The organism is Planococcus massiliensis, from assembly GCF_000821325.1.
Taxonomy (GTDB): domain Bacteria; phylum Bacillota; class Bacilli; order Bacillales_A; family Planococcaceae; genus Planococcus; species Planococcus ruber.
In genome coordinates this window covers 2,046,394-2,059,040 of record NZ_CCXS01000001.1, presented here as the reverse complement: position 1 = coordinate 2,059,040, position 12,647 = coordinate 2,046,394, and the positions used below count along the sequence as shown (strand labels likewise).

General features: G+C 40.4%; 22 protein-coding genes. 21 read left to right on the top strand and 1 reads right to left on the bottom strand.

The window, feature by feature from the left end:
* Positions 1-31 precede the first annotated feature (31 nt).
* Positions 32-754, bottom strand: a complete 723-nt coding sequence (locus BN1080_RS17365) for a helix-turn-helix domain-containing protein (protein WP_052651954.1) — start codon at positions 752-754, stop codon at positions 32-34.
* Between the two features lie 150 nt (positions 755-904).
* Here BN1080_RS17365 and BN1080_RS10160 point away from each other — a divergent pair, with 150 nt between their 5' ends.
* From BN1080_RS10160 to BN1080_RS10070, 21 genes are all read left to right on the top strand, one after another.
* The gene (locus BN1080_RS10160; RefSeq protein WP_052651953.1) at positions 905-1,165 is read left to right on the top strand and encodes a helix-turn-helix transcriptional regulator; all 261 of its coding nucleotides are present in this window, start codon (positions 905-907) and stop codon (positions 1,163-1,165) included.
* Complete coding sequence (locus tag BN1080_RS10155) at positions 1,141-1,464, top strand: DUF771 domain-containing protein (RefSeq protein ID WP_052651952.1); 324 nt, start codon at positions 1,141-1,143, stop codon at positions 1,462-1,464. The genes BN1080_RS10160 and BN1080_RS10155 overlap by 25 nt, the downstream gene beginning before the upstream one ends.
* Before the next feature lie 115 nt (positions 1,465-1,579).
* Complete coding sequence (locus BN1080_RS10150) at positions 1,580-1,789, top strand: hypothetical protein (RefSeq protein ID WP_052651951.1); 210 nt, start codon at positions 1,580-1,582, stop codon at positions 1,787-1,789.
* A 1-nt stretch (position 1,790) separates the two neighbouring features.
* Entirely contained in the window at positions 1,791-2,078 is a 288-nt protein-coding gene (locus BN1080_RS10145; RefSeq protein WP_199876614.1) for a hypothetical protein, read from the top strand.
* 1 nt (position 2,079) lies between these two features.
* The gene (locus BN1080_RS10140) at positions 2,080-2,370 is read left to right on the top strand and encodes a hypothetical protein (protein ID WP_052651950.1); all 291 of its coding nucleotides are present in this window, start codon (positions 2,080-2,082) and stop codon (positions 2,368-2,370) included.
* 96 nt (positions 2,371-2,466) lie between these two features.
* Positions 2,467-3,114: a hypothetical protein gene (locus tag BN1080_RS10135; protein ID WP_052651949.1), complete on the top strand. Its 648-nt coding sequence runs from the start codon at positions 2,467-2,469 to the stop codon at positions 3,112-3,114.
* A gap of 240 nt (positions 3,115-3,354) precedes the next feature.
* Entirely contained in the window at positions 3,355-3,909 is a 555-nt protein-coding gene (locus BN1080_RS10130; protein ID WP_052651948.1) for a host-nuclease inhibitor Gam family protein, read from the top strand.
* Positions 3,906-4,874 carry an AAA family ATPase gene (locus tag BN1080_RS10125; protein ID WP_052651947.1) on the top strand — a complete coding sequence of 323 codons (969 nt, stop codon included), beginning with the start codon at positions 3,906-3,908 and terminating at the stop codon, positions 4,872-4,874. The genes BN1080_RS10130 and BN1080_RS10125 overlap by 4 nt, the downstream gene beginning before the upstream one ends.
* A 21-nt stretch (positions 4,875-4,895) precedes the next feature.
* Positions 4,896-5,375, top strand: coding sequence for a DUF669 domain-containing protein (locus BN1080_RS10120; protein ID WP_052651946.1), 480 nt, complete (start codon positions 4,896-4,898; stop codon positions 5,373-5,375).
* Between the two features lie 99 nt (positions 5,376-5,474).
* On the top strand, positions 5,475-7,862 hold the full coding sequence (locus tag BN1080_RS10115) for a phage/plasmid primase, P4 family (protein ID WP_052654543.1): 2,388 nt from the start codon (positions 5,475-5,477) through the stop codon (positions 7,860-7,862).
* A 291-nt stretch (positions 7,863-8,153) separates the two neighbouring features.
* Complete coding sequence (locus BN1080_RS10110; RefSeq protein WP_052651945.1) at positions 8,154-8,591, top strand: hypothetical protein; 438 nt, start codon at positions 8,154-8,156, stop codon at positions 8,589-8,591.
* Positions 8,591-9,130, top strand: coding sequence for an ERCC4 domain-containing protein (locus BN1080_RS10105; protein ID WP_052651944.1), 540 nt, complete (start codon positions 8,591-8,593; stop codon positions 9,128-9,130). Before BN1080_RS10110 ends, BN1080_RS10105 begins: the two co-directional genes overlap by 1 nt.
* Positions 9,131-9,364, top strand: a complete 234-nt coding sequence (locus BN1080_RS10100; protein WP_052651943.1) for a hypothetical protein — start codon at positions 9,131-9,133, stop codon at positions 9,362-9,364.
* Positions 9,361-9,537, top strand: coding sequence for a hypothetical protein (locus BN1080_RS17240; protein ID WP_199876613.1), 177 nt, complete (start codon positions 9,361-9,363; stop codon positions 9,535-9,537). Before BN1080_RS10100 ends, BN1080_RS17240 begins: the two co-directional genes overlap by 4 nt.
* 45 nt (positions 9,538-9,582) lie before the next feature.
* The gene (locus tag BN1080_RS10095; RefSeq protein WP_234398958.1) at positions 9,583-10,404 is read left to right on the top strand and encodes a DNA-methyltransferase; all 822 of its coding nucleotides are present in this window, start codon (positions 9,583-9,585) and stop codon (positions 10,402-10,404) included.
* 45 nt (positions 10,405-10,449) lie between these two features.
* The gene (locus BN1080_RS17460) at positions 10,450-10,578 is read left to right on the top strand and encodes a hypothetical protein (RefSeq protein ID WP_267882915.1); all 129 of its coding nucleotides are present in this window, start codon (positions 10,450-10,452) and stop codon (positions 10,576-10,578) included.
* Positions 10,571-11,170, top strand: a complete 600-nt coding sequence (locus BN1080_RS10090; RefSeq protein WP_052651942.1) for a hypothetical protein — start codon at positions 10,571-10,573, stop codon at positions 11,168-11,170. Before BN1080_RS17460 ends, BN1080_RS10090 begins: the two co-directional genes overlap by 8 nt.
* Entirely contained in the window at positions 11,167-11,421 is a 255-nt protein-coding gene (locus BN1080_RS10085; RefSeq protein WP_052651941.1) for a hypothetical protein, read from the top strand. Before BN1080_RS10090 ends, BN1080_RS10085 begins: the two co-directional genes overlap by 4 nt.
* Positions 11,418-12,011, top strand: a complete 594-nt coding sequence (locus BN1080_RS10080; protein ID WP_052651940.1) for a hypothetical protein — start codon at positions 11,418-11,420, stop codon at positions 12,009-12,011. The genes BN1080_RS10085 and BN1080_RS10080 overlap by 4 nt, the downstream gene beginning before the upstream one ends.
* On the top strand, positions 12,008-12,352 hold the full coding sequence (locus BN1080_RS10075; RefSeq protein ID WP_052651939.1) for a hypothetical protein: 345 nt from the start codon (positions 12,008-12,010) through the stop codon (positions 12,350-12,352). The genes BN1080_RS10080 and BN1080_RS10075 overlap by 4 nt, the downstream gene beginning before the upstream one ends.
* Positions 12,349-12,573, top strand: a complete 225-nt coding sequence (locus BN1080_RS10070; protein WP_052651938.1) for a hypothetical protein — start codon at positions 12,349-12,351, stop codon at positions 12,571-12,573. The genes BN1080_RS10075 and BN1080_RS10070 overlap by 4 nt, the downstream gene beginning before the upstream one ends.
* Positions 12,574-12,647: the final 74 nt, after the last annotated feature.

The window sequence follows — 12,647 nt, the reverse complement described above, 5'->3', positions numbered from 1 at the left end:
TAAAAGAAAAGAGCAGAGAGACTGCTCTAAATTAAAAAGTAGTTACTGATTTTTTTAGTTTTCCAAGGATTTGGACATTCTTTACTTCATTGAGATCAAGAACTCTCGTTTCGTATTTGTCGTTAGAGCTTTCTAAAATTAATGTGTTCCCTTTTTTATAAACTTTTTTCAATAATGTTTCTTCACCCACAACAACTGCCGCAATTTCTCCATTTTCAACTTCGCTTTGTTTCCTGATTAATAATTTGTCCCCTTCAAAAATTTTAGAGCCTGTCATTGAATCACCTTGAGCGATTAGCATTATGTATTCTCCACCATTTAACCAATCTCTGGGAACATCTTCAAAGTCGATAGGGTCTTCAAAAATAATTCTGCCATTCCCGCATGAAATTTGACCGTATATAGGCAACCTTATAAAATTAAAAGCTTTATAAGAATGTTCTGATTTAAATTGATTATTTATACCCATGTAATCGGTAAACGTTTCATTGATTTCTAAATTATCTCTGTCTTCGGTTGGTTTGTATGATGGTTTTTCATTAATGTCTGGAAAAAAATCATTAATATTAACTTCCAAAGCGTGAGCAATGGCAAAAATCATATCTTGATCCGGCTCATTAGTTCCGTTTTCATAAGAAGAAATAGTATTATGTTTTACTCCAATTTTCAATCCCAACTCTTTCTGAGTTAACTTTTTAGCCTTTCTAAATTTCCTAATTTGCTGACCAACGTATTTTGTAATATCATGCGACATTTTATTTTCCCCTCTCGAATAACTTCTTTCCTTATTATATATCATGTTTCATGAAGTTGTCTACAATTTTTTTCATCATTTATGAAGTTTTTTGTTGTAATATTTTTTAACTTCATGTATCATGAAATTAATAAGTCAGGGGGTGATGAAATGCAAAGCAAACTAATATCACTTAGAAAGTATCATGGCATAACTCAAAAGGATATGGCAGATGAACTAGAAGTGGATCTTAGAACTTATATCAACAAAGAACATGGAGATTCACAATTTAAAATCAACGAAATGTTTATTATTGCAAAAAAGTTGAATACACCAATAGGTGATATTTTTTTACCGCCTAACTTCATGAATCATGAAGTTTCAGCGAAGAAAGAAGGTGAATGTCAATGCAGCAACTCTCAGTATGTTTGACAATACCGATTCCAGAAGACTCCGTGCTGATTTCGAAAGTAGAATTGGAGCAATTAAAACAAAGCGAATTGCACGGAGTTTACTGGAACATGAAAGACCTCGAACAACGGACTGGCCGGAAACAGGGATGGTTGAAAGAAAACGTTCTATATCCCTCGAAGTTTCGAAAAACTTTAGATGTTGAAAGTGGCGGGTTTGTTTCTTATCCGCAAGCTTCTGGACAACCTTGGGTTTTTCAAGCGACTAAAATGGCTAATTTTTTGGACGAGAACTTTCATCGCATTTTCAAAGAAAACTGAACAATATATTTTTTTGGTAATGAATTGGAATAAATTTCTTCAAAAAATAGTGATTGGATAAAGCATGTAAATGAAAAACAAGTATCAATATTATCCAATTGGAAGGAGCAGTCAAATGCTAAACGAACAAAACGTTATCGAAGTGATGACACTCGGCGCAATTGCCAGCGGCTTCATCGGAGCTGTAGTCGGCGCTTATGTGCTGGACCGGGCGAATGAGAAAAACTCGGGCCGGGAAGTCCACAGACAGTTTAATACTAATTATGCGCGCAAGATGGCGGCTCTGGCTACATCGTCAGGGACTATTCGGAAGGGGTGGAATTGAAATGGCATTTGAAAAGTCTTTAGTAAACACGATTGAACGACCAGAAATAAACGGCATCCAGAAAATTTATAAGTTTGACAATGATATGGGCGCAAGCGTCATCAAACACGATTATTCATATGGCGGCGATCAAGGATTGTGGGAATTAGCTGTAACTCAATACGAGGGTGAAGATTGGCACATCAATTACAATACGCCGGTTACTAGCGATGTAGAAGGTTATCTTTCTTGGGAAGATGTTGAAAATTCACTTCGTAAAATCAGCGAGCTTGAGGAAGGGGTTTATTGAAATGGTCTTTCTCAGAGTAACTGAACCATACGGTGGCACTCAAATCGTGAATATGGACAAAGTTGAACGCATTACGGATGCCGGCGCAGGACAGGCGAAGTTTTGGTTTAGCAGTGACGATGTGGACACAATGCTCGTCCAGGAAAGCTTTAAGGAAATCGAAAAGATGCTCGATGTGGCATTAACCGGTTATCCAAGAGTGGTCGATAAAAAAGCAATGGAAATGGTCACTTCGCTTCCGCCAGCTTTACGAAATGGGATGAAGGGTGGTTTGAAATCCAATGGATATTGAACATCCAGATATTGACCGGATCCAGCGCACCGGCTATCCATCCACAGACTATCTTGAATTTGAACGGCAGCAGGAAGAAGAAATGGAGGAAGAAGAATGAATGAACTAACTTTTATACACAAAGACTTATATCCAACAGCATTAAAGCTAGTGAAGAATTTCGTTTCAAAATCAGAAACACGCCCGATACTGATGTACTCGCTCCATACAGAAGATGGGGGCATGTGGGCGACAGACTCGCATCGTTTAATAAACATTCAAGATATTCACGGTTATGAAAAAGAATTGCTGGTACATGCAAAATCAGGAATGCTAGCTCATGGTGAATTTCCTAAAGTGGACCACTTGCTAAGTGACACTGAAAAGAATAGTGAACTATCCATAATTTTGGACAAAGAAAAGATTCAGCTGTGGATGATCTTATTCAAACAAATCGCGGCTATGGAGAAAGCATTGAAAGAAACCTTCCATGCTTCCGTTAAATTAAATTTCGCTGACGAGGGACTGAACATCGAAGTCTTAACTGGAAAGATTCGAATGACGCTGCCGGGCGAGGTTGTGAAAAAACCATCGAAGTTTGATTCAATATCTTTTTCAGCAGAATTTATGAAACAAGCAATGGAAGCATTTATGCAGCTTGAATCCAATGAAGTCAAAATATCTTTTGACGGAAGAAATAAGCCGTTCTTGATGACTGATTCGGAACGAGTGAAAATTCTCCTTCTTCCAATTAGAACATTCTAAGCAACGCTTTATTTTTTTACCACCCACTGTCAAATCTTTCTTGAAAGTTAGACGGAAATTCACTATCGGCTGTAAAAGTTTTGGAAGTCAGAAATTATTGGCATTGAAAGGGGTGAGGGCGTTGAGTGTAAAAAGCGCAAAAAAATAGACCTTCTGCTCGAACAGAAAGTCTACACCGTAAGCCTCTGGTGAGGAATAACAAAACTTAGTGATAGTTTATCACGAAATGGAGGAAAAAGCATGTCTGATTTTATCGAAGAAATTGAACGCGCCAAAGAAGAAGCTGAACGTGCATCTTTCCAGATCGATAACTTGGAAACGCTCGGCTGGGCATTCCGGAAATTATCTGCACTGCAAGCGAAAGAACAGGAAATTAAAGAATACGAGAAAGCTGAAATTTTCCGTATCAAGTCTTGGGCTGCTAAAGAAACTAACAAACTGGATGATGACATTCAATTCTTCCAATCACATATTGAGCGGTACCATTTCAGAAAGTTGCAAGAAGATCCAAAAGCTAAAACGCTATCAACGCCATATGGAAAGAGCAAAAGCACGACTTCGAAGCCCTCTCCACAATCTGTGGATGATACAGCGCTGCTCGAGCACATTAAGTCGAACGGCTTCACTGATTATTTGAAAGTGGAAGAGTCGGTGAAGTGGGGAGATTTTAAAAAGCGAATCCAAATCACTGAAACGGACGACGGATTTGCTGCATTTGATGAAAATGGCGAGAAAATCCCTGGCGTCATTGTTAAGCCGGAAAACATTTCGTTTAAATCGGAGGTGGAGAAATGAGTTTTGCTCCTAAGAAAGCGCGGCGAGAAAAACAAAAGGCCGTCATTGGTTTCATCGGTGCAAGCGGAAGTGGAAAAACAGTCTCGGCATTACTCACAGCTTATGGGATGATGCGCGAAGCTTATCCAGATGCTAGCGAAGAAGAAGTCTGGGAGAAGATTGGTGTTGCAGATACAGAGCATGGCCGTTCCCTTCTCTACGCAAATGAACAATTTGGTGAGGTAAAGGTCGGCGAGTTTCTTCATATAGACTTCGATCCACCTTATTCAACAGAACGATACAACGATGCGGTGCAGGCGTTGAAAAATGCTGGATGCGAAGTCGTTATTATTGATTCCCTCTCACATAACTGGCAGGGAGAAGGCGGCATTATCGAAACGCATGCCGGTATGTCAGGTAACTCGTTTCAAAACTGGGGGAAGCTGTCCACAGAGACAACCAGCCTAATCAAAACTTTAACTCGGAATAACGTTCATATCCTTTGTACACTTCGGACCAAGACGGAGTACGTTGTTGAACCGAACGAGCAAGGTAAGTCGGCACCGCGGAAGATTGGCACGAAGCCTGTTCAGAAGGACGAAATGGAATATGAATTCATGATAAATTTCGTCATCAATGCGGAACACTTAGCCGAGACCACAAAAGATAACACTCGATTATTCGAAGGGAATCTCGTTCGGCTAAATGAAGATGTCGGCTCCAAGCTTTATAAATGGCTCGAGCTAGGCGTTGATATCAAAGCCGAAGAAGCTGCAGAAAAAGCTAAAGAAGATGAAGAACGGGCGGAACTTGCTAAAGAAATCCGCAAGCTTGAACAAATCTCCGAAGCCCATAAAGCAAAGGTAACGGAATTTGAATATAAAACCAAAGCGAAGGTCGAGGACTTTAATTTGCTGCTTCTCGAACGCGCGAAATCATTGCTTGAAACTATCGAAGCACCTGCCACGGAAGAACAAACAAACTAAAACCTATTGGAGGAATTACACATGATTAAAGTAGACCACAGCCAAGCACCACAATTCGAGGAATTCAAGAACGGATTTTATGAAGCAGTCGTTACAGAAGTTAAACCAACTAAAACTAAGGGCGGAAAACCAATGTTAGTTTTCAATTACATTGTCCGCGATGATGTCAATCAGCCGTGTAAGAAAAAGCAAATCAACTTCGATAACTTTGTTATTCAAGAGGATAACGAATACTTCCCAGGATTCTTTAACCAACGATCTAAAGCATACGGAATTCCAAACGGGGTTGAATTTGCTACTTATACCGAGTGGGGACAATCAGTTGTGGGGAATGCGGTAAAACTGAAAGTTGAAGCTGTCCAGTCTGGACAATATGTAAATGCTAATGTCGTAGGCTGGTACCCAACAGAACATCCGTTAGGCTCAGCTCCGGCAACAGAAGATCCGTTTACAAACGGTTCGGGACCAATCAATGTATCCGATGAAGATCTTCCTTTCTGAGTCTAAAGTCCTAACTAAATTACCGAGGGGATAAAACCCCTCTTTCTTTTTATCAAAAATGAGGTGAGAACAATCGAACTGGAATACAAAGTAGACGGCATGAGAGTTAATTTAGGAGCGATTCCAGCGGAATTGAAGGAATGTCCTCAATGGATCGTGTGGAAGAAAGAGCAACGAAATGGGAAATGGACAAAGATTCCCTACCAGGTCAACGGTGAAGCTGCTCAATCTAATAATCGCAATACCTGGTCAACTTTTGAAGAAGCGTCGCAGGAGTTCTTAAATAATACGAAGTATGACGGCGTTGGTTTCATGTTTTCAAAAGATGATGAATATATCGGGGTGGATATAGATGACTGTCTCGAAGGGGATGTCGTTAATAAGTTCGCTGCTGAAATCATCAATCTCTTAGATTCATATACAGAATATAGCCCGAGTGGAAATGGAATTCACATCATCGTTAAAGGTGAGTTGCCGGCGCACATTACAGGCACAGGTAAAAAAGATTCGAAAATGGGATTAGAAGTTTATCGACACGGAAGATATTTCACTTTCACCGGCCATCGAGAAAACGATAACGATGTATATGAAAGAACAGAAGAAATTGAAGAATTATTCCGGAACTACCTAAAAGTCCAGAAGCCGATTAAGCAAGATAAAGTCGGCGGCAAAACGATGAATCTAACGAATGCTGATTTATGGGTGAAGATGTTCAATGCGAAAAATGGAGCTGCTATTGAGTCTTTATACAAAGGCGATCTAATCAATAATGATCATTCTTCATCAGATATGGCACTTTGCAACCACTTAGCATTTTGGACAGGAAAAAATGAAGTTCAGATGGATGCTATGTTCCGGGAGTCGAGCTTGTGGCGCGAAAAGTGGGATAAGGTCCATTACTCCACTGGAGAAACATACGGTGAAATGACCTTGAAGCAGGCCATCGCCGGATGCCAATCAACTATCCTGGACCATGAAAATTCTCAGTATCAAATCCACATAGCAAACAACAGCGATGACACATTCGTTGATGAAAATACGCTAAAGGATCTGAACAAATTCCCTCTATCTGAAATGGGGAATGCTGAACGAATTATCGATAAGCATGGAGATAATCTTTATCACATTAAAGGCGTTGGTTGGAAGATATGGGACGGCAAGCGCTGGGTTGACGACTATATGAGCAAGATTGAGGTTTGGACTTCTCAGACGCTCAGAGAACTGTTTAAAGGTGAAGAAGTCCACCGGAAATGGGCTAAGTCGTGTGAGCGTCGTAGTATCCGCATGAGCAGCATTAAAGACGCCGAGCCGATGCGCCGCATTGAGCGAACAGAGTTTGATTACGATTTGAACCTATTCAATTGCAAGAACGGGGTCATCGATTTAAGGGATGGGAAAGTGCTTCCTCATTCAAGAGACTTTATGATGACGCAAATTTCTCCTGTTGAGTACGATCCATTTGCAACTTCGCCAGTGTGGGATGCGTTTTTAGAATCCATCTTTCAAGACGAACAGGGCAACACGGATCATGACCTTATCAAATATATTCAAAAAGCGATTGGTTATGGATTGACCGGAGAAGTAACCGAACAAGTTATGTTCTTCTTCATTGGTGGTGGCCGTAACGGTAAATCAACCTTCATTAATACGATTCAGCACATTATGGGAGATTACGCACGTCAAACGAATACCAATACATTCGTTAAGAAAACAAATGAATCTGCAGCCAATAACGACATTGCCCGATTACACGGCTCTCGCTTTGTATCAGCTGTGGAAAGTGAAGAGGGTCAGCACTTATCGGAATCTCTTGTGAAGCAGCTGACAGGCGGAGAGAAGATATCTGCTCGATTCTTGAATCAAGAATTTTTCGAGTTCACACCTCAGTTTAAGATTTATTTCACTTCAAATCATAAGCCAATTGTCAAAGGCGCCGATGAAGGGATTTGGCGGAGAATCAAAATTGTTCCGTTTAACGTAACCATCCCGAAAGAGAAAGTGGATAAACGATTAAATGAAAAACTTATGAATGAATTGCCAGGGATTTTTAACTGGATGATAAAAGGCGCGCTTATGTGGCGAAAAGAAGGTCTTGGCACCACCGCTGCCGTAGATGCTTCCACAAAAGATTATAAAGAGGAAATGGATTTAATCGATCCGTTTCTAGAAACTCATTGCTTCTTAGCAGAGAACGCAAAAATTGAAGCGAAAGAACTTTATAAGAAATACGAACAATACTGCTTCGAGTATGGTGACTTTGCACTTAAAAACCGAACATTCTACCGAATTCTTGAAAGTAAAGGGTTTAAGAAAAAGCGAGGTACTTTAAACAAAGTCTACATTTACGGCATCGGGCTAGAGGGAGACCGATGGAAATATATCGAGCAAAATCCTTCAACAGTTACTGAATCAGTAACTCAAAAATCAGAAGAAAATTCTTTTAGTAACTCAGGAAAACAGGAGCAAAAAGCAATGAAAAAAATCTAAAAAATCTAGATGTATCAAGGGTTTGGCAGAAATGATTATTTTCCTAATTATTCTTATTTAGTTATTAGAGTTACTGAAATTACTTAAAAATAACTCAGTGAAAATAAAACGATATAACCCTTCTTCATGGGAGCCTGAGCAAAAAACGAGTAACTTTAGTAACTCGAACACTGGATAAGTAGTCTTGAACCGTTGGTATGAAAGGATTTTACGGCAGTTACTAAACTTCAAAACTTAGTAACTGAGGGGGTTTTTCAGTAAAGAAAAGTAACTAATTGAGGTGAAAAAGCCGTGATTTATAAAAATATCATCGAAACCTTCGAAAAGTGCGGTTCACCATTAAAAATTGTGAATGGAGAACTTTTCTACGAAGATAACGATTTAATTCCCGAACATTGTGTGGATCTGGCGAAAGAATTTAAAACACGAATAATTGATTATTTGGAAGGTCGACAAATGAACCAACTGTTTAAGCGAGATAATCTGTTCATGCAAATCATGTATTTCTACCGGAACATATCGGATGCATCCAACGAGCATATCGAACGCTGGTTAAATACCGACAGTGAAGCTGCTTCGGTATTCACAGAATTAACCGCAGCTTATGAATCCTGTGGATGGGACGACATTTCTAAGGTTCCGTTCAATTATGAAAATGAAGAAACGATTCTGCTGATGGAAAAACTTTATCAAAATGGGATCCGGTTCTTTAAGAAGGAGGCGGCATGATGATTCGCTACTCCTACACAGAGAAAGAAATGAAACAGATTCTAGATTCCATGACCATCATAGTGGATACTCGTGAAAAAATGAATGACCACATCTTGCAATACTTTAAAGCAAAGAAAATTCCGTTTGCTATCAAAACAATGAAAACAGGTGACTACAGTTGTTTGATTCCGAAAAATGAGGACCTTGGTATCAATCGAGATATTTATCTAAGTTCATGCCTAGAACGGAAAAATGGAGTGGACGAATTAATTGGTAACTTGAGCAAAGATAAACGGTCGGCATTTGAAAATGAGTTGATTCGCGCCAGTCAAAATCCCTTCACTCTGATTGTGGAAGATGCAGAAGGCTATGGCAAAATTCTAGCTGGCGTCTATAAGAGTCAATACGATCCGAAAGCTTTACTCGGAAGTCTAAAAACATTCGAAGCGCGTTATGATTTCTCGATTGTTTACCTAGATCCAAAATATACCGGCAACTATATTTACTACCACTTCTTATATCAGACACGTGAATATTTGAAGAAAGGGATGTTTTGATTGAGAAAAGGCATCGTCAACATCACTGCCCGTTCTGAACAGGAACTCGCCATGCGGATCCATGAACTCGAAGCGAGAGGGTATACGATCAAGCATCAAGCGCCAGTCCAATACGCCGACCGGCAGGAAATTTCCTACGATAGCACTCGCCGGGGCAAGAGCAAGAATTTCTTCCAGTACAATGCCCTGCCGGCTTATCGGGTGCAGATGGTGAGGGAGGAAGTAGAAGCATGAGAAGTCACTACGAAAAAGTAATAGCTGCAATTCCGAGCTGGAAGCCAACGTATCGGATTCCGCATTTCGGAGTCAATGCCATTAAACACATTTGTGGATGTGACACAGCACAGGCTGTTGAGATTTTGGACCGGCTTACCTATGAAGGGGCTGTGCCGAAGGAGAAATGGTGAGCAAGTTGCTCGGTAGTAGAATCAAACTATAGAGGAGTGGGAAATTTGGAAAGAAAAATAAAAATGGAATTACACCACGATCATTTTCAGAACTTTAAGCGGTATAACATTCCGCGAGCACAGTTGGTTATCGCAGATATACCATACAATCTGGGCAACAACGCTTATGCGTCAAGCAACCAGTGGTATGTGGATGGGGATAACAAAAACGGAGAAAGCGCACTGGCCAATAAATCATTTTTCAAGACTGACGAAAATTTCAATTTAGCTGAATATATGCACTTTTGCAGCAAGTTATTGAAAAAAGAGCCGAAAGAAAAAAACGAAGCGCCTGCCATGATTGTTTTTTGCTCTTATCAACAAATGCCGATGATCGAGCAGTACGGGAAGAAGTATGGATTTAACAAGTCGTATCCGTTGTTCTTTATCAAAAATACGAGTTCGCAAGTATTGAAGGCAAACATGAAAATCGTCGGCGCCACGGAGCACGCGGTTGTTTTGTACCGAGATAAGCTGCCGAAATTCCGCAATGGAAAAACCGACGATTCAAAAGGGCGCATGATTAAAAATTGGTTTGATTGGAAACGCGACAACGCGAAGGAATACCCGCGAGTACACCCGACGCAAAAGCCGATCAACCTATTGAAAGAATTAATCGAAATATTTACCGATGAAGGCGATGTAGTCATTGACCCATGCGCGGGAAGTGGATCTACTTTAAGGGCGGCCTACGAATTAAACCGGCACAGCTACGGCTTTGAGATCGAAAAAGAATTTTATAACAAAGCAAAAGAAACGATTTTAGATGTCAGCCACATAAACAAGTTTAAACAACTTGAAATTGACTACGACTTTGACGCGATTTAATACGCCATACGACCAAACAGCCGAGAAATGAAAGGATGATTCCTTATGAATATCTTACTCATTTTATGCTTCCTGCTCGTCGCGCTGGTGTGTTTCGCCAGCGGCATGGCGACGGGGGAATTTATCACAAGCGAAGAAGCGAGAAGAAAACGGAAGGAGAATAGCAATGGATAAAGAGGAACTGCGGTTGAAGCGCCAGGCGATCCTGCGGGAGATTGACCGACTTGAATATAAACGTTGCGAAAAATGTATGGGCAACACAACCACGAATGAACAACGGAATTGCAATTGCCATGCAGCGAAGAAAATCCGAAAGTTCGGGGAAGAATACAGCAGCTTGACGATGACTAGCAAACAAGACCGTCTTAATCGGATTGTGGAAGAATTCCATCGGAAAGGATTAACACCTGAACTGTACAGACGATTCCGTGAAGCTGAAATCAGCAACAAAGAAATTCGCAAGCTGATTGGCTGGGACGAAAGGAAGCTAAATGAATGGCGGAACGAAAATGGCTTTGCGTTAAGAGTGAAAAAGCCGAGCCAGTCTCCTATACAAGTAAAGGCGATCGATGCCGAAGAAAACGGATTAACCTTAGCCATTTATAAGAATTCGAAGAAAATCGGTTTTACGGATAAAGAAATCCGTGAGAAGTATCGCTTGAGTCAAACGGCGTTAGTTAAGTTCAAAACAAAATATAATTTGATGTTGCCGCCCGGAAAACACGCGAAAAGGCTTCCGAGGCAAATCAGTGGAGGGGTCAAATGAAAACCATCAAACAAGCTGTACTGGAAACCATTGAGCAGCGTTTAACTGAACAAACGGATAAAGGCAGCGCCAAATACGGACAATCCCTTGATGAGGTTCCTGTGCACGCCTACGACTGGAATTTAATGGCCGCAGAAGAAATGATTGACGGCTTGCAGTATCAGCAAATGGAGATTAAGAAGTTGAGACGCTTGAATAGCATTTTAGAAGATGAGAATAAAAAACTCAAATGGGAGTTGAAGATGCGATGAGTGAGAAGGTGTTGTTGACGAAGGAACTGGTACAAGAATTCGAGTCTTTCAAAGTATTAAGAAATTCGCTAGATGAGTGGGCTCGTGACAAACAGGACCCAAACGCAGCGAAGTCGATAATTCACGAATTAAGTTTCGATCAAATGGCTCGTGCATATTTAATCGGCTACGAAATCGAAAAGCCGAAGTTTCAGCCGGGGGACAGGGTGATTCATATAAATTATACAAATCATCCTGATTGGAAAAAAGATTTCAAAATTGCTGAGGTACTCAAGCAATCAGAATATAGAAGTCGTGTTTTCTTTGAACTTAAAGATTTCGGTGATTATGAAGAAAATTATATCCGCCACGCCACTCCAGAAGAAATCTACTGGCTGGAAACTCTCGGCAGAGACAAGGTCATGGACTTCCATGAGAACGACATCTACGTGGATGGAGACGGTGATTTATTTGAGCTAAGTCAAAACGGGCAGTGTGATAATTATACGCGATTCAGCTCTGCCGAAAAATGGTATAAATCTGGCGGAGATTTTAAAGGCGTCTACCCAGCAGACGCTTTCAAACCGTTTCCGAAGGAGGAATCCAAATGAGTGAATCAAATATCGAACGATTGCGACGAATAAAAAAGGAATGGCTCTCTATACAAATTCACTTTACGTGGCTGAGTGGTAAGGAACTGAAATTATTTCAAATGAGTGATGATTTTGAATTTCTTGTTCAACAAGCTGAGCGATTTGAGATTCTTTCAGAATATCATGATGGAGCGTTAGCTGAAAATCGAAGATTACGTGAAGCGTTGGAATTTTATGCAGACGCTAAGAATTGGTCTGTGGAAATTATTAAAGATAACGGAAATAAGCATCGCATTGCACACGTAGTAAATGGTGACAGTGGGAATATTGCCAGTAAAGCATTGGAGGGAACGGAATGATCGATGAATATGGCTGGTCAATCGTAATCTCAGTCTATTTAGTCTGGGGGATTGGAACAGGGATTCTCCTGTGGGTGTTATTCAAAATTTGGGAGAAAGTTTTTACTGAAATTCTAACAGTTTTCAAATTAAAGAAAGCTTTTATTGATTTCATCATTGACCGTAGAAAGAAGAAATCGGTTTATACACCGAAATTGAAAAAGGAGAGTGAGCGAAATTGATTATCGGCAGAAATCAACCTGTGCGTCATTGGCTTAGACAATTATTTGCAGAAGCTTTCGAGCGAGATTTAAAA

Coding starts and splice junctions, on each gene's coding strand:
- BN1080_RS17365 (WP_052651954.1), bottom strand. CDS start 754: ATGTCGCATGATATTACAAAATACGTTGGTCAGCAAATTAGGAAATTT.
- BN1080_RS10160 (WP_052651953.1), top strand. CDS start 905: ATGCAAAGCAAACTAATATCACTTAGAAAGTATCATGGCATAACTCAA.
- BN1080_RS10155 (WP_052651952.1), top strand. CDS start 1,141: ATGCAGCAACTCTCAGTATGTTTGACAATACCGATTCCAGAAGACTCC.
- BN1080_RS10150 (WP_052651951.1), top strand. CDS start 1,580: ATGCTAAACGAACAAAACGTTATCGAAGTGATGACACTCGGCGCAATT.
- BN1080_RS10145 (WP_199876614.1), top strand. CDS start 1,791: ATGGCATTTGAAAAGTCTTTAGTAAACACGATTGAACGACCAGAAATA.
- BN1080_RS10140 (WP_052651950.1), top strand. CDS start 2,080: ATGGTCTTTCTCAGAGTAACTGAACCATACGGTGGCACTCAAATCGTG.
- BN1080_RS10135 (WP_052651949.1), top strand. CDS start 2,467: ATGAATGAACTAACTTTTATACACAAAGACTTATATCCAACAGCATTA.
- BN1080_RS10130 (WP_052651948.1), top strand. CDS start 3,355: ATGTCTGATTTTATCGAAGAAATTGAACGCGCCAAAGAAGAAGCTGAA.
- BN1080_RS10125 (WP_052651947.1), top strand. CDS start 3,906: ATGAGTTTTGCTCCTAAGAAAGCGCGGCGAGAAAAACAAAAGGCCGTC.
- BN1080_RS10120 (WP_052651946.1), top strand. CDS start 4,896: ATGATTAAAGTAGACCACAGCCAAGCACCACAATTCGAGGAATTCAAG.
- BN1080_RS10115 (WP_052654543.1), top strand. CDS start 5,475: ATGAGAGTTAATTTAGGAGCGATTCCAGCGGAATTGAAGGAATGTCCT.
- BN1080_RS10105 (WP_052651944.1), top strand. CDS start 8,591: ATGATTCGCTACTCCTACACAGAGAAAGAAATGAAACAGATTCTAGAT.
- BN1080_RS17240 (WP_199876613.1), top strand. CDS start 9,361: ATGAGAAGTCACTACGAAAAAGTAATAGCTGCAATTCCGAGCTGGAAG.
- BN1080_RS17460 (WP_267882915.1), top strand. CDS start 10,450: ATGAATATCTTACTCATTTTATGCTTCCTGCTCGTCGCGCTGGTGTGT.
- BN1080_RS10090 (WP_052651942.1), top strand. CDS start 10,571: ATGGATAAAGAGGAACTGCGGTTGAAGCGCCAGGCGATCCTGCGGGAG.
- BN1080_RS10085 (WP_052651941.1), top strand. CDS start 11,167: ATGAAAACCATCAAACAAGCTGTACTGGAAACCATTGAGCAGCGTTTA.
- BN1080_RS10080 (WP_052651940.1), top strand. CDS start 11,418: ATGAGTGAGAAGGTGTTGTTGACGAAGGAACTGGTACAAGAATTCGAG.
- BN1080_RS10075 (WP_052651939.1), top strand. CDS start 12,008: ATGAGTGAATCAAATATCGAACGATTGCGACGAATAAAAAAGGAATGG.
- BN1080_RS10070 (WP_052651938.1), top strand. CDS start 12,349: ATGATCGATGAATATGGCTGGTCAATCGTAATCTCAGTCTATTTAGTC.